Raw genomic sequence first — 20,745 nt, 5'->3', positions numbered from 1 at the left:
CTTTCAAAAAAGTGTGTAACAAATGAAACTGCTAACGATAGACAAACAAACTTACCGTAAACACCTTAATGTCGTCATCGCGATTTGCGTTGTGAGTTTGGCCGTCCTATCATTACTTATTTCGCAATCGGCTATCTATTTTTTCACCGACCGAGAAGGCAGCCATTTTTGGCTAAATGTAATGGGTGTAGCGGTTGCTATGATGCTCATAGGTACGGCCCTCAAGAAAGTTAATCAACATGCGTATATGCGAGAGGTGTACTATGTTTGGAAGCTTAAACAACAAATTAATTATATCTACCGAAAAAGCAGAAAAATTGACGCAGCGGTTGCTGAGAACAATGTTGATGCCATCACAGTGATGAACTTTTATTACAAGGCCTGCGAGCAACTTTACACCTTAGATGACAATACAATAACCATAAATTCGCTAACTAAAAAATCAAATGAACTGCAGGAAAAAATCGAATCGCTCAATCTCAAAGTTTCCGTTGAAGACTATCAACAGTCGCTATTAGATAAATTCTAGCAGCGTTGTCACTCGATTAGTTAAATCGATAATTGCTACTTAGCAGTCGGCAATATTGTATTTTCGGTGATTACATTATTTTGCCGTTTTCGACTAATATACAAGCCATGCCAGCAGCTATGGCAGCCTGTTTACCAATGATAGTGTCTTCAAATACAACACACTTTTCCGGTGGTACACCGATAAGCTTTGCTGCCGTAAGAAAGGTTTCTGGGTGTGGCTTACCGTTGGTAACATCGTTAGCCGTAACCAGTGCACCTAAATGTTCAAGTAATCCATGTTTTGCTAAAAGTTCTTCAGCGTGGGAGCGTTCTGCACCAGTCCCTACAGCGATTTTTTTCGAGTCTAAATAGTGATGGAACACTGCGGCAGTGGAGGCTATAAGCGTTGGAGAATGATCCATTGCGTTCCAAACGTCACGTTTGTATTTAGCGACGACAAGTGAATCATGATTTAAGCCAAATTTTTCATTTAAAATATGCACGGTTTGTTTAGTCGGAACGCCACCTAATCCATGCATGTAATCTAGATCAAAGTCATATCCAAATTTGTCACAGACTTTATGCCAAGCCTCTAAATGTGATCCCATTGAATCAACTAAAGTGCCATCCATATCAAATATTATTGCGTCAAATTTTGCTAAATCAATCATTTAAGGGCCTTACTGCTCTGCCATTTTTACTAAAAGGAGTTAACTCGTTAAAAGGTAAAGTAACACTATATCTAGCTAAGCTTAAGTTTTAATGAAGTCATTAAGCACAAGGCTAAGGCGCGTAGTTAGATTTATTTAGCACTATGAGGGCTACCGTTTTTGAAAGCCCACTAAAATCGTATTCCCATTTGAGTTGCCTAGAACCCAAATGATCTTATCTAGGTGCCTTTAATTTCCTTCGGGGTGTAACCGGTCCAACGTTTAAATGCGCGTCGAAAGTTAGTTACGTCACTATAATTTAAATGTTTTGCGACGGTTTCGTTATTATTGTTGCAGATTACAAGTTCGAATACAGCTTGTTGTTTATTTACGTTGTCGTGAATGTGTTGAAAACGTAACTTCGCCGTGCTTAACCGTCGTTTTAAGGTGGCGGGACTCATATCTAAGCGTTTTGCGGCTTGTTCAAAATTAACAATGTGGCCACGGTTAATCGCCATATGTAAAAATTGTTTAATGCCGGTATTTGAATCGCATTGTTGTGTTTGGCGACAAATGACCAATAATCGCTGTCTTGCGAGTTTGCTGGCCTGTTTGTTAAGGACGTTTAGCTCGGCAGATTGAAATACGATGGCATTATGGTGAGCGTTAAACTGCAAGCGATGGCCTAGGTTTTCTTCATATTGATAGATGTTACGCGGGCGACTGTGCTCAAATTGAAACTGAACAATAGGTTGTGCTGCGCTCATTGTTTTACAGCAATGGTAGATGAGTGAGCAAAATACCTCATAAATAAACTGTTGGTTTTCATCGTTATAACTCGTGTTTAGTAAAATATAGTGTTTGTTATCGGCACGCCTTATATGGATAAAAGCCAGAGGAAATATCATTGCTTGATAGAGTATTAAAATTCTAAACAGCCCAGTCAGGGTTCGGCAATTGAGTAGTAACGTGGCAAATTCAGAGTTGTTTACGGATAACAGTCGGCGTCCCAACATAAAACTGAGATCCTGACTCCGCGTATATTTTTGACAGTTATTAATGAGGACATGAAATTGTTGAACGCTAACATTATGGTTGAGCTGTGTCAGGTCTTGAGCAAATATGCCAGTTCCTTTTAACAATTGCTCTATCGTCGCCCCACGACTCATCGACAATTCAACTAGCGTTGAAACCCAAATATGGGTGTGCAAAACTTTGTCGGTGGGCCAACTTACCAACATGATTAGGCAACCCTAGTTCTGTCATGTTTCTGCTGAACCATTCGGTTATTTAGCAGTTCAAATGCGCTTTGGGCAGACTCAAATTCTTTGGTTGAACAATGACTATAAGAAAAGCTCAAATACGTTGCAGCCACCGAGGACGTTGGCTTAATCGAATAACTTGCAATCGCTTGTTCTAACTGGTGGATCACAGAACCGAGTTGCGACGAGGTGAGATTGGGCAACAGTGCGATAAATCTATCGCCAGCATAACGACATAATAAGTCGGTTGGCCGCAGGTTCATCAAAAAAAGCTCTGACAATTCGCGCAATACTCGGTCAGCTGCTGGGTCTCCGTTAAATTGCACAAAGTCATCAAATTGGTCGATATCTAACATCAGCAATTGAGAGTTAATATTGGTTTTTTTTGCGCTGGTTCGTTCAATCATTCGCTCTATTTGAGCTTTCATAAACTGGCCATTATAAAGCCCAGTTATAAAGTCTATTGATTGATGTTCTCTAAAACTTTGTTCACGTTTTTTTAATTGTTGGTTAATGCTTACTTGTTCTTTATGCCACTGATATAAGCCATACGTTGTTAATAACATGCCTATTGGCGCAGGAACGGATTCGTATGCGGTGATCCACAATTGCTCAGGAGGGTAAAATAAAAACTCATCGAGAAAATCCGCCAGCACAGAAATGTGCATAAAGACCAAACCCACCACTAAATAATTAGTTAGCTGTCCAGCAGGGCGGCTCATCAGTATGACCGTGATCCACATTAACGTGACTGCTGCGATACCACCTTCACCTAATAAATCAGCAAAGTCGTAAGTGGCAACGTCTTTTAATTGGCCAAGACTGAAGGTGGTAACGAAGGTGCAAATAATCATACAGAAGGTAAATATGATCAGCCGATGATGTTGTCCTAATAAATTGAAATTCATTTTTTCTAACCAGTTATGTTTTTACAAAGTCTAATTAACTCGGTTTTTATAAACAGGGTCATTTTAGCTCAGGGAGTTTGCAGAAATATGACTAAACATTTTTGATTTGGCTGTATGGCCTTTTAAACAAGGGCGCGAGCGGGGTTAATTTCGCTCATTAACCAGAGAAAACGAATATTTTTGTGACAATAGGAGTCCATCAACGGGTTAAAAATCTTTGCCATCATATTTCTGTCATTTTTCATCAATACAGTGCCGCCCTGCAAATGACTAATAACAAACAACTAATAACAAACAACTAATAACAAACAACAGCAAGACTGCAATGAAAAATCTAACAATAAAAGGCAAAGTAATGACAACTCACTTTCTTCGTAAGAAGTTTAAAAAACACGCTATTTCTTTGAGCTGTGCGGCTCTGATCTGTGCGGGTCAGTCGGTCGCAGCCGACATTACAGGGGTTTTGATGTCAGCGGATCAAAACGTAAAATTTGAAGGCGCGTTAGTCGAAATTAAATCACTTAACTTAAAAACAGTGACACAGCGTAATGGCGCATTTAAGTTATCTGGCGTCGAAGATGGCATATACACTCTTGATATTACCTACATTGGTTTTAATTCAGTAAAGCAGACTGTCATTGTCGAAAATCAAGTCGCTAAACCTTTAGTTATTACACTTGGTGAAAGCGATGAGCTTGAAGAAGTTGTTGCCTACGCTCAGCGTTCAAGCCAAATGGATGCTCTAAACAGACAAAAAAACTCTAAGAACCTTAAGTCTGTTGTTTCATCAGAGTCTATTGGTCAATTTGCCGATCAAAATGCCGCGGAAGCATTGCAACGACTACCGGGCATGTTTATTCAACGGGACCAGGGGGAAGGCCGATTTGTGGGGATCCGCGGTATCGATCCTAATCTAAACAACGTAACCATTAACGGCGCTAACATTCCTGCACCAGAAGCCGGTGTGCGAAGTGTGGCAATGGACGTTATCCCAAGCGAGCTGATTGAAGGTTTAGAAGTCAGTAAAACGGTTACTCCTGATATGGATGCCGATGCAATTGGTGGTTCTATTGAAGTTAAAAGTTTAAGCGCATTTGACCGTAACGGCCGAACGTTCTCAGTAACAGCACAGGCGCGTTATAGTGATTTAACAGAAGAAGTGAGTCCGAAGTTATCTGGAAGTTTCACCGACATCATTCATTTAGACAAAGGCCAGCAACTTGGCGTTGCTGCGGCGGTAAGCTGGTTGGAACGCAAATTTGGTTCTCATAATGTCGAAACTGACGGTGGTTGGTTAGACGATATGGAAATTGAAGACGCGCTTACAGGTGACGATGTTGAAGTATTTGGCGCAGAAGAAATAGAGCAGAGATATTACGAAATCACCCGCGAGCGATTAGGCGTTGCCCTAAATTTAGATTTTATCGCTAGCGCAACAAGCCAGTTTTATTTAAGAACCTTGTATAGCGAATTTTCAGATGATGAATTTAGACTTCGCAACGAATACAAATTTAGCGATGGTAAGCTCAACTCCAACACGGCGAATTCGATGTCTGTGGTTGACGCTGAAATGGATCGGGATACAAAAGACCGTTATGAAGTTCAAACTATCCTATCGACTGTACTTGGCGGCGAGCAACAAATAGATACATGGCACTTGGAATACAATGTTGGTTATTCCGTTTCGACAGAAGAAGAACCAAGCCGAATGGACGTTACTTTTGCCGGTGAAGAGTTGGATTTAAGCTATTTAACCTCAGGACCAATTCCAACCTTCCAAGCACCAAATAGCGGCATTGATATGTCGGCGTTTGAAATGGACGAAATTGAAGCGAACGACAATAAGGCCGAAGATTCAGAGTTGTCATTCAAATTTGATATGAGTCACCCAATTTCATTTCTAAACATGAACGGCACGGCCCAATTTGGTTTAAAACATCGTGGTCGTGAGAAAACTAACGACATGAAAGTATCTATATATGATGGTGGTTTTGATGATATTACCGCCGCAGATTTTGAGACAGCTACGCCTTCATGGGGATTAGGTGACTTTGGACCGGGATTAAGCCGAGCTGAGTTACAGCAATTCATGGCGCAAAACCGCAGCGTACTTGAGCTTAATGAAAACGAGTCAAATGTTGCCAGTAAAGGCGAAAGTTATACGTCAGAGGAAACTATCAACGCCTTATACGCGATGTTTGATATGAATTATCAAAATTGGCAGATAATCGCCGGGGTGCGTTTTGAATCTACTCAATTTGCGACAAACGGAAATGTTGTTCGCTTAGATGTGAATGACGATGAAGACACGGAAACGCTAATTGTAAATGGTTGGAACGTCGAAAAAGACTATGACCACTTTTTACCTAGCGTAAATGTTAGGTACGACCTAAGTGATAATTTGCTAATGCGATTTGCGTATACCAATACCATTAGTCGTCCAAATTTTAGTGATTCTGCGGCATTTCAGTTAATTGAAGTTGAAACCGAAGACGGCGAGTCAGAAGTAATTGCCGAAGTGGGCAATCCGAATCTTGAAGCGTATGAAGCAAGCAACTTTGATTTTTCAGTTGAGTACTACCCAGGTCAGTTAGGGGTTATCTCTGCTGGGCTTTTCCATAAAAACATAGACAACTTTATTGTTAAGCAAGAAGTGCAAGACAATGGTAGTTGGTCTGGATTTGACGAAGTTGTACAGTCAGTCAATGGCGGAAGTGCGAAATTAACGGGTTTAGAATTGGCCTATACCAAAGGGTTTGATTCAGGCTGGTTGTTGTCAGCTAATACCACATTAACCGATGCGAGTGACGACTTACCGAGTCAATCAGATACGATTGCAAATGTATCAGTGGCGTATGAAACAGACAAGTTTAGTACACGTTTAACAGCAAGTTATAAGAGTGAAGCATTTTTATTTGAAGATGCTGACCGCAGAGTATTTGAAGACGAACATCAACAGCTTGAGTTCAGCGCCAAATATTATGTCGACGACAATAGTATCGTTTATTTTAATGCGGTTAATTTAACGGACGAATCTTACTACTTATACCACGGTACACGTAACTACAATTATCAGTATGAAGAGTACGGCCGCTCTTTTGAAATAGGCTTTACATATAACGGCCTTTAATAGATTTTGAGTGACTCATAGTGCAACAGGGATGTTGCACTATTGATTAAAAAGAGCAAAAAAGAGCAAAAAGAAATATGACTACAAAACCACGATTGAATACAAAAAAGAACGCAATAGCAGCCGCGAAACATATTTTATCGATAACCCTATTTGGATTATTTCTAAATGGATGTGCAACTGACAGTACGACGGCTCCCTCTTCAACCCAAGCGGTAAAAAGTAATGATCAAGACATTCATTTTTTGGCGTTTGGTGACGGCGGGTATCATGTTGATTATCCAAAACAAAAACACATATCTAACCCGAAAAACCGACAACAATTTATCGTCTCGGAAATCGAAGATTGGTTGGAGGAAAAACGCCCTTTAGCAGATTTTGATCACGCCCCAATTTATATTTATCCAGGGACTGATATTGCTACTGAGCGGGGTGGCGCCTTGCCTGTGGGCAAAGCGATGGCTAATTATTGTAAAACCAATCGTTGTGATTTTGGCATTCAATTGGGCGACAATATCTATCCAGATGGTGCCGACGCAAATGATGGTAAAGACGATCAACAGCGAATGAATGATCTCATCCTAAAACCATTAGTGCCGTTGTTTGAACAAGTGCCTGATCTAAAAGTGTATTCATCACTGGGTAATCATGACTGGAAGTCGTCGCGTAAAGGTGTCGCGTTACAAACAAAATGGATGGCAAAACAAGATAAATTCCACATGGGTGACAAAGGGTATTATCGTTATACACAAGGCACGCCAGGTAATGAAGTCGAATTTTTTGTACTTGATACAAATATGTTACTGGCCGGTCAGACGTATTATGAAGTGCCATTAAATGACGACGGCAGCGAAATGCCATTAGCCCAAGCCCTCGAACTCGGTGTTGCCAAGCTAGAAGGCATAGAAGTGCACGAGGGGCCAAAAAATAATGAAGATGTTGAACAGTTATCTTGGCTAGAGAAGGGACTCAAAGAGTCGACAGCAAAATGGAAGATAGTTTACGGACATCATATTTTGTGGTCTTACGGTGGGTCAAAATACGATGAAGGGCATGTATTACGAAAGTTACTGTTACCAAGTTTATGTGAATACGCAGACGCTTATATCGCAGGACATGAGCATGATTTAGAGTTATTAACAGATGACTGTTCTAAGTATCAAAATGCCAAACGACCAAAACTACCTTTGATTATAAGTGGCGCTGCGTCAAAAATGCGGGGGCAGCATTCAACGTTAGCTGCGTTCCAAGAGCGTGCTTACCCAGAAATGGACATCATTTGGGGTAAAGGTTTTATATGGGGATTTGCATCGATTCAGTTAGACAATAATAACGACACGTTAAATGTTAACTTTTTCACAACCCCGCGTGATGGTTCGGGGGATTTAATTGAAGAGCAAAAATTCAAGTTCCAACATCGCTCCAAGTCGCTTTAGATAAGAGCCTATCATCAAGCTAAAACTTTTGAGTTAGCTCAACTGTAGTGGTTGGGCTAACTTGATGACCTGTCGATAACACGTTTGCTTCTTGCCTTTAGTGTGGCCCTATATACCTCGAATTTTATGTACATTTCTCTGTCGCGCTTTATTAAGTTAGTTAACGTATTTACGTTAATTGATAGCGCAATTGCATCGATGTTTTTAAGAACATAGTGTGGCAGCTAATATTATTGTGAGGTGGTTTTATGAATGGTGTTCTTTTTCGAATAAGCAGCGTGATTGCTGTGGTTTATGCGGTTTCGATGTTATTGGCTTGTAGTCCAGAGCGTCATTCAAATCATCAATCCAGTGCTTCAGAGTCACCACAAGACTACCAATTTGTGCCAAGCGCGGATAAAGCCTTAATGTTTATTGGTCAGGACAGTGAGTCGATAGCGGATTACATAAAAGATGTTCCTGAAGACAATATAGAGGGGTTAACGTTGTACACCCAACTAAAAGCCGCTGATCCTGAAAAAACATTGATGGGGGTCCATAAAACCGATAACTGGTTAGCGGGCGATACCAACTTTAATGAATCACTCGCATTAGTTGACCCGCATGCATCACTTGCATTGGGGTTATCCTTTGATCATTGTAATAAAGCCGAATCGCAAAATTCCCATGAGCAAAATATTGTAGAGGGTAAGTACGACAAAACAATAAGCCACATGATTAAACACTTTAAGTCGTTGGCACCGCGCAAAGTTTACTTACGAATAGGTTACGAATTTGACGGTCCATGGAATTGCTATACCCCAGATAACTACAAAAAAACATTTCGTAGAATAGCGTCTGTTATTGCGCAACAAAACGCATTGAATATAACGACCTTTTGGCAAACAGCGGCGTGGTCTGACAGCTTTGGCATTGATATTTATGACATTACTCGGGAAAATCATTTTGACGCTTGGTACCCAGGCGATGACGTTGTTGATTGGGTTGGGTTATCGGTTTTCTACCGAGATTTAAAACAGTGGAATTACCAACCTAGGACTACGCCAGTAATTGCTCAGCAAAAGCTAGTTGATTTTGCGCGGACACATAACAAGCCCGTGATGATTGCTGAGTCAGCGCCTCAAGGTTATCGAATTGGCGGCTTAACTAAAAGTGTGATCCACGAAAACTTACCCGAAGACGTTACGGCTGAAGAGATTTGGCAAGGTTGGTTTAAGCCTTACTTTGACTTTATTGACGAGAATCGCGACGTGATTAAAGCGGCTGCGTATATTAATGCGCATTGGGAAACGCAGGGCATGTGGGTCTGTAAACCTGGCATTGCTGCCGGACAACCCGGGTGCAGTAATGGCCAATGGGGTGATACCCGAGTACAGGCTAATGCATTAATAAAACAGCGATGGTTAGAGCAAATTAATGACGAAACACGCTGGGTCCAAACGAGCCAGTTTGAAGGTAAGTAGGGACAAGTATGACGAAACTAATCTCAAACCCAATCTTAAAAGGGTTTAATCCAGACCCAAGCATTGTCCGCGTAGATGATGACTATTACATTGTCACGTCTACATTTGAATGGTTCCCCGGTTGCCAAATTCATCATTCTAGAGACTTAGTTAATTGGCAACTTATTAACCGGCCACTTGACCGAGTCTCACAACTTGATATGCGCGGTGTACCAGACTCTTGTGGCGTTTGGGCGCCTTGTTTGACTCACCATAATGGCGTGTTTTATCTGGTTTATAGCAATGTTAAAAACTTCAATGGTAATTGGAAAGACACACCTAACTATTTAGTAACCGCCACAGATATTAATGGGCCGTGGTCTGAACCTTGTTTTCTCAGTTCTAGTGGGTTCGACGCTTCGTTGTTTCATGATGACGATGGCCGTTCGTATTTCGTTAATATGCTGGTGGATCACCGCAACGGCAAGTTTTTTGGCGGCATAATCTTGCAAGAATTTGATACCAAGAAAAATCAACTTGTGGGTAAAATTCACTACATTTTTGACGGTACCGAACACGGTCGCACAGAAGCGCCACACTTATATAAACGCAATGGTTACTATTATTTGATGACCGCTGAAGGTGGCACGAGTTATGACCATTGCATTACCTTGTGCCGGTCAAAAACGATTACTGGCCCATATGAGGTTCATCCCGAAAATCCACTTATTACAGCTAAGTACAGTCCAGACAACTATTTGCAAAAGACCGGGCATGGTGATTTGGTCGAAACCCAAAATGGTGACTGGTATGTAGTGTTTCTTACTGGCCGCCCTTTAACAACGTTAGGGCGTTGTATTACCGGTCGTGAAAGTGCCATTGAAAAGGTTGAATGGCGCGACGATGGCTGGCTTTATTTGGCCTGCGGAGGGCATGAGGCAAGGGCGTTTGTTGAAGCGCCAGAGCTATCTGAGCATGCATTTACGCCCTCAAATATGAGAGTAAATTTTGATTCAAATGAGATAGACATTCACTTTCAGTCACTACGTGTGCCCATGACTCCGGATTGGGTTAATCAAACCGACCGACCAGGGTTTCTGCGATTATACGGGCGAGACTCTTTAGCCTCTTGTTTTGAACAAAGCATGATTGCCCGGCGAGTCCAAGCACATAGTACGTCAGCTGCAACTTGTATTGAATTTAACCCTGAAAATTTTCAACAAATGGCTGGGCTTACGTGTTACTACAACAGCACTCATCACTATTATTTACATATTTATGGCGATGACTTTGGCCAGTACAGTGGCAAAAAATACTTAGCGATAATCAGCGCAGATAATAATGAAATTAGCGAGCCACTGACCAAACCTATTGACGTTTCAGATCTTGAAAAAGTACATCTTAAAGCTGAATATTTTGGCGCACACCTGCAGTTTTATTATGGTATTGATGATGAAGGGAAGGTTAAATGGAGGAAAGTCGGTCCGGTATTGGACGGTACTATTTTGTCCGATGATTATGTAGAGCATGCTGAGCAATATTTTCACCCCTGTTTTACCGGTGCGTTTTATGGACTTGCGTGCCAAGACTTATCAGGGCAGAACAATTTTGCTGACTTTGGTTATTTTGATTATCAAGAAGTCGAACCACAACCGGGAGGCGATAAAGTTACAGGGTTACAAGTGGATCGGTGCGCATCAATTTAAAGCGCGGTACAAACTGTAAATAAAAAGGGCAATAATATAATTATTGCCCTTTTTGATTCTGTTCTTTGTTTAATTCCATTGTTTGTTTAAATCTAGCATGGAACAATTTTGAATCTTATGTTTTTGCCACAACAGATGTAAATTAAGAATTAGAATTGGTAATTTACACCGAAGGCAAGACGGCTATCTGAGAACGTCTCGATTTTTGCAATAAATTTAAGTTTCTCAGAATGTTTATAAATTGCATTGATACCTAATACGGTATCGTCTTCAAGTGCTACGTAAGCTTTGTAGTCGATTTTGTCGTTCAGTGAAGAACTGATCCCTAATTTACCTAGAAGCTCTATACCAGAGTCTGAAACAGAACTGGAATTGCCCATGATAGAGAAATCTACATTATTGTTTACGTAACCCAAACCTAATTGCGCAAACCAATTAAATTGGTTATTTAGCTTGTCGCCAATACCATAAGAAAGACCGATTAATGTATGGCTAAATGAAGTATCACCAACGTCACCAGATAGGTAAACTAACGTTCCTTCGTAATAACCATTTTTGGTGTTTTCAATGTAATTTGGTGCTGCGGTTTCATAGTTTAATGCGATACCTGAATAATCACCCTGGAATGCAACTGTTGCATCTAGTGAACCTTGGTTAGCGTATGCGTTAGAAGCCAAAACTGTTGCGAGAAGTAAAGTCAGTTTTTTCATTAGAAATCCTATTTTTCAATTTTAAATTGTTAATGCTGAAAAGTGTCGAATCAGCCATCGCCATCCAGTCGAAAGCTGGTGCGGCATTTTAACGAATAATTGTGACAACTCCTAACATTAAGGCAACTAATATCAATTTAAAATGTATCCCATTAATTACGTACCAATTATTTTTAAAACATAGACTTATATAACAGCGGTTGCGCTTTTTCGTTGCATTTGATGCCCCTCTGTCGTCGACAATTACCGTCTAGGTCAATCGATAAAACTAGAGTTTTTTAGCGTTCGCCACTAATCGAAAAAAAACAGCGCTTTTTTACGCATGTGGACTGCCAATACACATGGATCAGAGCTCGGTATTAACAATTAAATTTGATTAAATCGGATTACATTTCGTTATGTGTTTAAAGGTTTGTTATACCGAACACTATTGACTTGTCTGTCAAGTTGAGACGTCCTAATTGAACAGTTGAGAGCGAGGCAAACAACACATTCTTAGATGCTCGTTGATTGTGCGTCTGTGGATCAAAACTGTGCAAACAATGAAGTAAATAGTCTAAACTCATGGGTTAATTTATTTTAACTAACTGTTTTTATAGAATAAAAGTTCATTGGCATTAAAGGTGCAAACAATCCTTTTCAATAACAGTTTTAAAACGAACAGTTACATATTAATACTCTATCGCCAACTAGGTTGTCGGCGTTAAGAGATTAGGCGAAGAGGCCACTGGAAAATGTCAATAAAGTTGATGTTTGCCCGTGGCCTTTTTTTTGGTTAAAAATCATTGGTGGAAATGATAATGGCAACAACTCAAGAATCTCCAAAATTTAATTTATTTAATTTTGACGGCAAAATGAAAGTCTTACATTTAAGTTGGATTGCGTTTTTTATTACATTTGTTGTCTGGTTTAACTTTGCTCCATTGTTACAAGCGGTTAAAGAGTCGCTTGGATTAACAACGTCTGAAATTAAAACGTTACTGATATTAAATGTGGCATTTACAATCCCAGCCCGAGTCATCATAGGAATGTTAACCGACAAATTTGGCCCTCGAATCGTCTACTCCGGATTATTAGCTGTTTGTTCTATTCCGTGTTTTGCTTTTGCGCTAGCTGACACCTTTACTCAAGCGGCGATTGCTCGTTTTGCATTGGGGCTGATTGGAGCCGGGTTTGTTGTTGGTATTCGTTTGGTTTCAGAATGGTTCCCGCATAATGAATTAGGGACTGCTGAAGGGATTTATGGCGGTTGGGGCAACTTTGGCTCAGCGGCCGCGGCGTTCACCTTACCTACCGTAGCAGTTATGTTTGGTGGAGAAGATGGCTGGCGTTATGCCATGGGGATTACCGGACTCATGAGCTTGCTATATTCAGTTATTTTTTATCGCAATGTTACCGATACGCCAAAAGGGGCAACTTACTATCGTCCTAAAAATGTTGGCGCGATGGAAATCACGTCAACTGGTGATTTCTTTCTGCTTTTAGTGATGAAGATCCCAATGTACGCTGCGCTGGCATTACTTGCTTGGAAATTATCGCCAAATGGCGTAAATATGATTTCAGAATTCGCAGAGATGGCCATATATGCAAGCCTTGTTGCGTTGTATATATTTGATTGTTCTAAAGTTTGGAAAGTGAATAAACAAGTTTTTAAAGAAGAAGTGCCTGAAATTCATCGATATAAATTCAAGCAGGTTGCGGTATTAAATATACTTTACTTTGCTACTTTTGGTTCTGAGCTTGCCGTGATCTCTATGTTGCCGCTGTTTTTCTCAGAAACGTTTGAATTGACTCCAGTGATGGCGGGAATGGTCGCATCTGCTTATGCCTTTATGAATTTAATGTCTCGTCCTGGGGGAGGCTGGTTGTCTGACCGTTTTGGTCGAAAACCGGTATTACTTATTTTAACTGCGGGATTAGCAGTAGGTTATTTTGTTATGGGACTTGTCGACAGCACATGGCCCGTAGCGCTTGCGGTTATAGCTGCCATGGCATGTTCGTTTTTTGTTCAGGCTGGTGAGGGCGCGGTCTTTGCCGCTGTACCATTGATTAAACGTCGTATGACTGGCCAGATTGCCGGTATGACAGGGGCTTACGGTAACGTAGGGGCAGTGGTTTATCTTACTGTACTATCATTAGTTGATTACTCTACTTTCTTCTTCGTTATCGCCGGTACTGCACTGGTCGGTTTAATCACCTTATTATTAATGGAAGAGCCTCAGGGCCACATTGCCGAAGTACAAGAAGATGGTACGGTTGAACTTATCTCGGTTGGTTAGTAAATATTTACTAACCTCTATGTAATTGAATTAAGTAATGCGTTTCTTATTATATGAGAAACGCGTTTTAATTGGGGAAAAACGTGTCAGTTGAAAATGTTAAGAAGCCGACTTCTCAAGCGCTTGATGTTGCTTTTGGCGGGTTTTCTGACAAAGGAGTTAAATCTGAAAACCAAGACGCGTTTGCGGCTCAGCAACCAGAGATGTCGACTCGAAAGAACAAAGGAAGTGTTGTCTGTATCGCCGATGGTGTCAGTTGCAGTGACAACGCAAAAGAAGCGAGCCAGCTTAGTGTCACAACCTTTATCAGTGATTATTATTCAACGCCCGACTCCTGGACGGTAAAAGAATCCGTCGCTCGAGTTCTATCATCCCTGAACTCTTGGTTATTTCATCACGGTAAACAAGCTGACTACCGTCAAAACCAGCTAGTGACAACATTCAGCGGCGTGATTTTTAAGTCAAACACAGCGAATATATTTCATATTGGTGATAGCCGTGTGTATTTGTATCGTGACGGCGCTATCCAACTTTTAACAAAAGATCATTCCCAATTCACCTCCAAAGACAACAGTTTTCTCACACGAGCGCTTGGCATGGACAGCCATTTAGAAGTGGATTTCTGCCAACATGAATTGCAGCTTGGAGACCGTTTTGTGTTCACTACAGATGGCGTACATGAGTCGTTATCAAGTGTGCAGATGAAATCGTTACTCGCAACAACAACACTATCTTTAGAACAAATAGCACAAGACATGTGCTTGCTAGCTAAAAACCAAGGGAGTGTCGACAATCTAAGTTGTTTTATTGCCGAAATTAAGCAATTACCCACGCAAGATATCCATGAAGTCTCCCGTGAACTAACGGCATTAAAAATACCGCCTGTATTGTCTAAAGGGGCAAAGTTAGACGATTTTTTAATAGAGCAGGTTCTGCATAGCGGTACTCGAAGCCACGTCTATTTAGCAAAACATTTACCAACCGATAATGAGTTTGTTTTAAAGTTCCCAACTGAAAATTACAGTGACGACTTAAATTATTTAGAGGGCTTTATTCGGGAACAGTGGATAGGCAGTCGTATTAACAGTCGTGGAGTAATGAAAATTTACCCTCGAAATGAGATGCAGAGCAGTAGCCCTTTTTTATACCATGTTTGTGAATACGCAAAAGGCAAAACACTGCGGCAGTGGATGTACGACAATCCACAACCGAGTTTAACGTTAGTCCGAGAGATAACTGCTGAGATTATGGCGGCAATTAGAGTATTGCAGCGACACAGTATGGTACATAGAGATCTCAAGCCTGAAAACATCATCATAAACGACAATAACAAAGTTAAGATCATTGACTTTGGCACGGTACAAGTTGCAGGGCTTGAGGAGATCCGATCGCCATTTAACAATGATGAACTGGTCGGTGCGGTAGGTTATATCGCTCCGGAGTATTTGTTAGGCCAAAAAGGAGTTCATCGCTCAGACATATTTTCACTCGGTATTATGGTTTATGAAATGTTGACCGGTGAGTTGCCATACAAAAAGCCATTTATACAGAAGAATGAAGTTAATAATTTGGACTTTTGGCGATACCGTAGTATTCAAAAACACCGACAAGACATTCCAGTTTGGATTGATTTGGCGCTTCAAAAAGCAACCCAACCTAATATTACGCATCGATATCAAGCGATGTCTGAATTCTTACAAGATATTAAAACGCCTAACTCCCAGATGTTGAGTCGTTTAGACGCAGCTCCCCTGTTGGAAAGAAACCCTATGGCATTTTGGAAATCACTCTCTATTGCGTTATTGGTGGTATTAGCGGTTCAAAATATTTATTATTTTTCATAATGCTATTTTCATCATAGGGTTAAACATTTAGACTTGGATAAAGTAGCTGACTTTTGTATTTATATTAGATACTGAACTAAACTAAATACTGCGCCCTAATTAAAGGCATTTAAATTATGGAAAATGTAATAGCGATATGCACATAGACGATCGCGAATTTATTTTACACACCAGTGAAATTGTCGCCTGCCTTACCAAATGCCAAAACACCAAAGAACTTCTTGAAAGGGTTCATGCTATTCTGCGGAAAATCACTTATGCGGAAAATTTCTGTGTAGTGCTGTTAGGTGACGACGGTTATCTGCGATTTCCCTATGTTGCGGATACTGAAAACAGAGTCGACCTACAAAGCTTAGATCACCTGACAGTCGATGATATTCATTCGAATCTAATTTTTTATGCGCTCACAAGCAATATCGTGTGCAACTATTCAAAAGAAATGATTGAGCACCTTCAAGCTGAATCCTTAGTTAAGGTTGAGTCTAAGATACCAGAACAATGGCTTAGTTTTCCGTTGGTTGCAGACGAACACTCATTAGGCGCGATAATTCTGCAAACCTATGACCCGGATATAACGTATTCGGACCATGATATAGAGTTGCTGGTTATGATTAGCCACGTGATTTCAAATTCGTTGAATGTTTTTTCATATCAAGAGCAGTTGTTTTACGCCAACAAATCACTGAAAGCGTACCAATCGAATCTTGAAAATTTGATTGAAATAAAAACTGAAACGCTAGAGCAAAAAACGTTAAACCTCGAAATGGAAGTGACTGAACGCAAAAAATTGCAAAAAGAGCTTGAGTTAAACGTTTTAGACCTAGAGCAGGAAATCATAAAAAATAAAGAGTTGGGTAATAAGTTAGAGCATCAGGCAACTCACGATTATCTGACTGACTTAGCCAACCGGCAGTATTTAAACGGATATTTAGCCCGGTGTGGGGCAAAAATGGCCCGGGGCAAGTTTACGATTTATTTGTTATTTATCGACTTGGACGGTTTTAAGCACATCAACGACAATTATGGTCACGCAGCTGGCGACGCCGTGTTGATTGAAGTGAGCAATAGACTGACTAAGTTAATGCGGGGTTATGACATAGTTGCGCGTATTGGTGGTGATGAATTTGTTGTGGTCTTAGAACTGGTAGACAGCGATGAATTGGTCGAAAACATAGGTGAGCGAATTATCACTGAAATCAGCCGTGATTATGTGTTCGAAGACCAAAAACTCACAATAGGTGCAAGTATTGGAGTCGCCCGTGCCGAAACAAAAGAGCAACTGGATATGGTTATTCTAAACGCAGATCACGCTATGTATGCCGCTAAATCTGAAGGAAAAGGTAGGGTGTGTTGGCATCGAGAGTAATTTAGGCCGTCCTCTACGTCACGTCTAAGTTAACTTTCTTATTAACCGCGCCGTGACGTAAAATTAACTCACGGTTACTCTGCCGTAGTATCAGCAAATTGTTGTTTAATTTGTTCAAATTCTTTTTCAAGTAAATCCAATTTTTGACGCGTTCGAGCCAATACTTGAGTTTGCACATCAAACTCTTCGCGGCTAACGACGTCAAGCTGACTCAGCTTTGCCTGCAATACCGTTTTAATCTTTTCTTCGACATTATCGGCTAATGTTTTTACGCCTGGTGGAATTACATTGGTGATCTGCTCAGCGATTTGCTCAATTTTTTTTGCGTCTAACATAGTCGGGTCCTTAATCATTAAGTTGGCTATTGTATAAGTTCATAATAAAAAGGCTAGTGCCAAGGCCGCAATTAATTTTACAGATTGGTATAAGTACCAACTAAGGCAAATTATTGGTAATATTCGGCTCCCAAAGTTCAAGGATATTTCCATGCGTTTAAACCCCGAACAAGAAGCTGCCGTCACGTTTGTTGATGGACCTTGTCTTGTGCTAGCCGGTGCAGGTTCCGGTAAAACTCGAGTTATTATTAATAAAATTTCTCACCTAATTGAACGTTGTGGCTTACCCGCAAATCAAATTGCAGCGGTAACATTTACTAACAAAGCGGCGCGGGAAATGCGCGAGCGAATTAAGCAGTCGATGGATCGTTCACGGATCAAAGGTTTAAAAATATCAACCTTTCATACGCTTGGCCTAGATATCATAAAAAAAGAAATAAAAACTCTGGGTTACAAATCCAATTTTTCCTTATTTGATGACCAAGATTGCTTCTCGTTGTTAAAGGAACTGACCGAACCTGAGCTAAAAGAAGATAAAGAAAGCATTTACCAACTGATCAATCGGATTTCGTCATGGAAAAATGACTTAATTTTGCCACAGCAGGCGCTTGATGAAGCAACAGACTCTGAAAATGCCCTTTACGCTGAACTTTACCATCGTTATCAATCACAAATGCGTGCCTACAACGCGTTGGATTTTGACGATCTAATTTTGATCCCTACGTTATTATTTAAAAATTATGATGAGGTACGAGAGCGGTGGCAAAAGAAAATACGTTATTTGCTGGTGGACGAATATCAAGATACCAATACCAGCCAATATGAATTAGTTAAGCTACTTGTCGGCGACAATGCTCGGTTTACGGTGGTCGGTGACGATGACCAATCGATATACTCCTGGCGAGGTGCGAGACCACAAAATTTAGTTTTACTTAGCAAAGATTTTCCGGCATTGCGGCTAATTAAACTTGAAATGAATTATCGGTCGGTTGGATGTATTTTGCATGCTGCAAATGTGCTAATTGATAAAAACCCACATGTATTTGATAAAAAGCTCAAAGCGCATGCAGAATATGGTGATCCAATTCGGGTTATCCAAACTAAAAATGAAGAACATGAAGCTGAGCGAGTTATCGCTGAGATCATAGCTCACCGATTTACCAATAAAACCCATTATGGTGACTATGCGATTTTATATCGAGGCAATCATCAGTCTCGTATCTTTGAAAAATTGCTTATGTCTAACCGTATTCCATACAAAATTAGCGGCGGTACATCGTTTTTCTCTCGACCAGAGATTAAAGACATCATGGCGTATTTACGCTTATTGGTGAATCAAGATGACGATAATGCATTTTTACGGATTATCAATACGCCACGACGTCAAATTGGTCCTGTAACATTGCAAAAACTTGGTCATTTAGCCAATGACAAACATATCAGTTTATTTGAAGCGGCATTTGATAATGCTTTTATGGGAATGATATCCGGACCGGCTAAATCCGCTATTCAGTATTTTACCCGTTGGATTGTGGAGCTAAGCGATCAGGTATTGCGAAGCGAGCCTAAAGAAGCCGTTAAAGACATGTTAAAAGGGATTCATTACGAAGACTGGTTGTTTGAAACCAGTGCCAGCCCGAAAGCCGCAGAGATGCGTATGAAAAATGTCAGCGAGCTTTATAGCTGGGTAAATCAGATGTTGGACGGTGATGATGAACATGAACCATTATCTTTAGCAGAGGTGGTTACAAAACTGACTCTACGAGACATGATGGAGCGTAACGAAGAAGACGAAGCTGATAACCAAGTCCAGTTGATGACAATGCACGCGTCTAAGGGGCTCGAATTTCCGTATGTGTTTATGGTTGGGATGGAAGAGGGATTGTTGCCTCACCAATCGAGCATTGACGAAGAAAACATAGAGGAAGAACGTCGATTAGCTTATGTTGGTATCACCAGAGCACAAACTCAACTGTTTTTAACTTACGCTAAAGAGCGTCGTCAATACGGTGAAACGATCACAACCGAACCATCTCGCTTTTTGGATGAGCTTGATCAAAAAGATTTACGCTGGGAAAAGTCAGGGCAGCAGGTTTCTGAAGAACACAGAAAAGAGAAAAATAAAGCGAATATTGCAAATTTGAGAGCGATGTTAAAAAAATAGCAACATAGGCTAAAACAAAGCTGAAAGTGTTATCCGCAGTCGAATATGAGTAGCGGCACAAAAATTGTGAATAAAAAAGCGAGCATTGTGAGGACACTCAATTGCTCGCTTTTTTTTGGCGAAGATCTTACTTAGATCCGTCTACCATATATTCAACCGCCGATTTAATTTCGTCGTCTGAACACGCCATACAACCACCTTTAGGCGGCATTGCGTTGAATCCGTTAAGTGCGTGCTTTGTTAATACCTCTAAGCCTTGTGCAACGCGAGGACCCCAAGCGCCAGCATCACCCATTTTTGGTGCACCCATAACGCCAGAACCATGACAAGCAGTACAAGATGTGTTGTAAACTTGTTCCGCTGTTTTTGGGCCTGTATCAGCCGCTTCTGCAGGCTCAGCGCCTTCTAAATAAAGCTGACCAACTGGTTTAATTCGTTCAGCAATTTCGTCTTTTGTCGATTCGCCAGCTTGGGCAAATGTTACAAACAAAATAGACACTAATATAACAAGCAGTTTTTTCATCTTGAATCACCTATGATTTTGCGGGATAGCAATAATTATCCTGCACATTCTACCTATAGAAATAACCCTTGCAATATTATTGATTTATATATTGAAAATATTTCTACTTTTTGTCCCATTATTAAAGCAGGAATCCACAAAATGTAAAAAGAATAACGAATCTAAGTGACGATCAAAAAAAATATATAAAAAGATCTAGATCAATGATCTTTTTATGTGTAAATTATTCATCCCTCGAGCGGGGATTGATTCGTCCAGCCGTTTTGTTTCTGGCCGCATATAATAAAAAAAATAATAATATAGCGGAGCCTAGTCTCGTATATTTATTTCAAAAACAATTTAAATAAGCTATTCCATTGACTTAAAATCGCAGTGGGTAGTGTGCTATGGAAAAATGGTTATTAACAAAGTTATCCACAGGCATAACGCGTTATTTATATCCGATCAATATTTTGTAAATCATTCATATAGCGGGATTGC

At 40.5% G+C, this 20,745-nt stretch carries 15 protein-coding genes; 9 read left to right on the top strand and 6 right to left on the bottom strand.

Going from position 1 to position 20,745, the window contains the following annotated elements; translation table 11 throughout:
- Nucleotides 1-22 precede the first annotated feature (22 nt).
- Nucleotides 23-529 carry a DUF3087 family protein gene (locus KO525_RS04025; RefSeq protein WP_215962503.1) on the top strand — a complete coding sequence of 169 codons (507 nt, stop codon included), beginning with the start codon at nucleotides 23-25 and terminating at the stop codon, nucleotides 527-529.
- A gap of 70 nt (nucleotides 530-599) precedes the next feature.
- On the opposite strand, the gene KO525_RS04020 is transcribed toward KO525_RS04025, so the two are convergent.
- From KO525_RS04020 to KO525_RS04010, 3 genes are all read right to left on the bottom strand, one after another.
- A complete protein-coding gene (locus tag KO525_RS04020) occupies nucleotides 600-1,181 on the bottom strand; it encodes an HAD family phosphatase (RefSeq protein WP_215962502.1) in 582 nt (193 codons plus the stop codon).
- A 218-nt stretch (nucleotides 1,182-1,399) separates the two neighbouring features.
- The gene (locus KO525_RS04015) at nucleotides 1,400-2,401 is read right to left on the bottom strand and encodes an AraC family transcriptional regulator ligand-binding domain-containing protein (RefSeq protein WP_215962501.1); all 1,002 of its coding nucleotides are present in this window, start codon (nucleotides 2,399-2,401) and stop codon (nucleotides 1,400-1,402) included.
- A gap of 2 nt (nucleotides 2,402-2,403) precedes the next feature.
- Nucleotides 2,404-3,330 (bottom strand): diguanylate cyclase domain-containing protein, encoded by a 927-nt coding sequence (locus KO525_RS04010; protein WP_215962500.1) that lies wholly within the window; start codon nucleotides 3,328-3,330, stop codon nucleotides 2,404-2,406.
- Nucleotides 3,331-3,655: 325 nt separating this feature from the next.
- Here KO525_RS04010 and KO525_RS04005 point away from each other — a divergent pair, with 325 nt between their 5' ends.
- From KO525_RS04005 to KO525_RS03990, 4 genes are all read left to right on the top strand, one after another.
- Nucleotides 3,656-6,460 (top strand): TonB-dependent receptor, encoded by a 2,805-nt coding sequence (locus KO525_RS04005; protein ID WP_252736786.1) that lies wholly within the window; start codon nucleotides 3,656-3,658, stop codon nucleotides 6,458-6,460.
- Nucleotides 6,461-6,537: 77 nt separating this feature from the next.
- On the top strand, nucleotides 6,538-7,896 hold the full coding sequence (locus tag KO525_RS04000; RefSeq protein ID WP_215962499.1) for a metallophosphoesterase: 1,359 nt from the start codon (nucleotides 6,538-6,540) through the stop codon (nucleotides 7,894-7,896).
- Nucleotides 7,897-8,144: 248 nt separating this feature from the next.
- Nucleotides 8,145-9,359, top strand: coding sequence for a hypothetical protein (locus KO525_RS03995; protein WP_215962498.1), 1,215 nt, complete (start codon nucleotides 8,145-8,147; stop codon nucleotides 9,357-9,359).
- Nucleotides 9,360-9,367: 8 nt separating this feature from the next.
- On the top strand, nucleotides 9,368-11,044 hold the full coding sequence (locus KO525_RS03990) for a glycoside hydrolase family 43 protein (protein WP_215962497.1): 1,677 nt from the start codon (nucleotides 9,368-9,370) through the stop codon (nucleotides 11,042-11,044).
- A gap of 149 nt (nucleotides 11,045-11,193) precedes the next feature.
- On the opposite strand, the gene KO525_RS03985 is transcribed toward KO525_RS03990, so the two are convergent.
- Nucleotides 11,194-11,754, bottom strand: coding sequence for a hypothetical protein (locus KO525_RS03985; RefSeq protein WP_215962496.1), 561 nt, complete (start codon nucleotides 11,752-11,754; stop codon nucleotides 11,194-11,196).
- Between the two features lie 800 nt (nucleotides 11,755-12,554).
- Between KO525_RS03985 and KO525_RS03980 the strand changes: the two genes are divergently transcribed.
- From KO525_RS03980 to KO525_RS19850, 3 genes are all read left to right on the top strand, one after another.
- Complete coding sequence (locus tag KO525_RS03980; protein WP_215962495.1) at nucleotides 12,555-14,033, top strand: NarK family nitrate/nitrite MFS transporter; 1,479 nt, start codon at nucleotides 12,555-12,557, stop codon at nucleotides 14,031-14,033.
- An 83-nt stretch (nucleotides 14,034-14,116) separates the two neighbouring features.
- Nucleotides 14,117-15,877: a protein kinase gene (locus tag KO525_RS03975; protein WP_368668262.1), complete on the top strand. Its 1,761-nt coding sequence runs from the start codon at nucleotides 14,117-14,119 to the stop codon at nucleotides 15,875-15,877.
- Nucleotides 15,878-16,013: 136 nt separating this feature from the next.
- Nucleotides 16,014-17,243 carry a sensor domain-containing diguanylate cyclase gene (locus KO525_RS19850; RefSeq protein WP_215962494.1) on the top strand — a complete coding sequence of 410 codons (1,230 nt, stop codon included), beginning with the start codon at nucleotides 16,014-16,016 and terminating at the stop codon, nucleotides 17,241-17,243.
- Nucleotides 17,244-17,317: 74 nt separating this feature from the next.
- Here KO525_RS19850 and KO525_RS03965 read toward each other — a convergent pair whose 3' ends face one another.
- The gene (locus KO525_RS03965; RefSeq protein WP_215962493.1) at nucleotides 17,318-17,578 is read right to left on the bottom strand and encodes an accessory factor UbiK family protein; all 261 of its coding nucleotides are present in this window, start codon (nucleotides 17,576-17,578) and stop codon (nucleotides 17,318-17,320) included.
- 151 nt (nucleotides 17,579-17,729) lie between these two features.
- Between KO525_RS03965 and rep the strand changes: the two genes are divergently transcribed.
- A complete protein-coding gene (gene rep, locus KO525_RS03960) occupies nucleotides 17,730-19,742 on the top strand; it encodes a DNA helicase Rep (RefSeq protein WP_215962492.1) in 2,013 nt (670 codons plus the stop codon).
- Nucleotides 19,743-19,869: 127 nt separating this feature from the next.
- On the opposite strand, the gene KO525_RS03955 is transcribed toward rep, so the two are convergent.
- Complete coding sequence (locus KO525_RS03955) at nucleotides 19,870-20,265, bottom strand: cytochrome c5 family protein (protein WP_215962491.1); 396 nt, start codon at nucleotides 20,263-20,265, stop codon at nucleotides 19,870-19,872.
- Nucleotides 20,266-20,745: the final 480 nt, after the last annotated feature.

This window comes from Psychrosphaera sp. B3R10 (assembly GCF_018861025.1).
Classification (GTDB): Bacteria; Pseudomonadota; Gammaproteobacteria; order Enterobacterales; family Alteromonadaceae; genus Psychrosphaera; species Psychrosphaera algicola.
The sequence above is the reverse complement of the archived record's forward strand: the minus strand, read 5'-3'. Positions and strand labels throughout refer to the sequence as shown.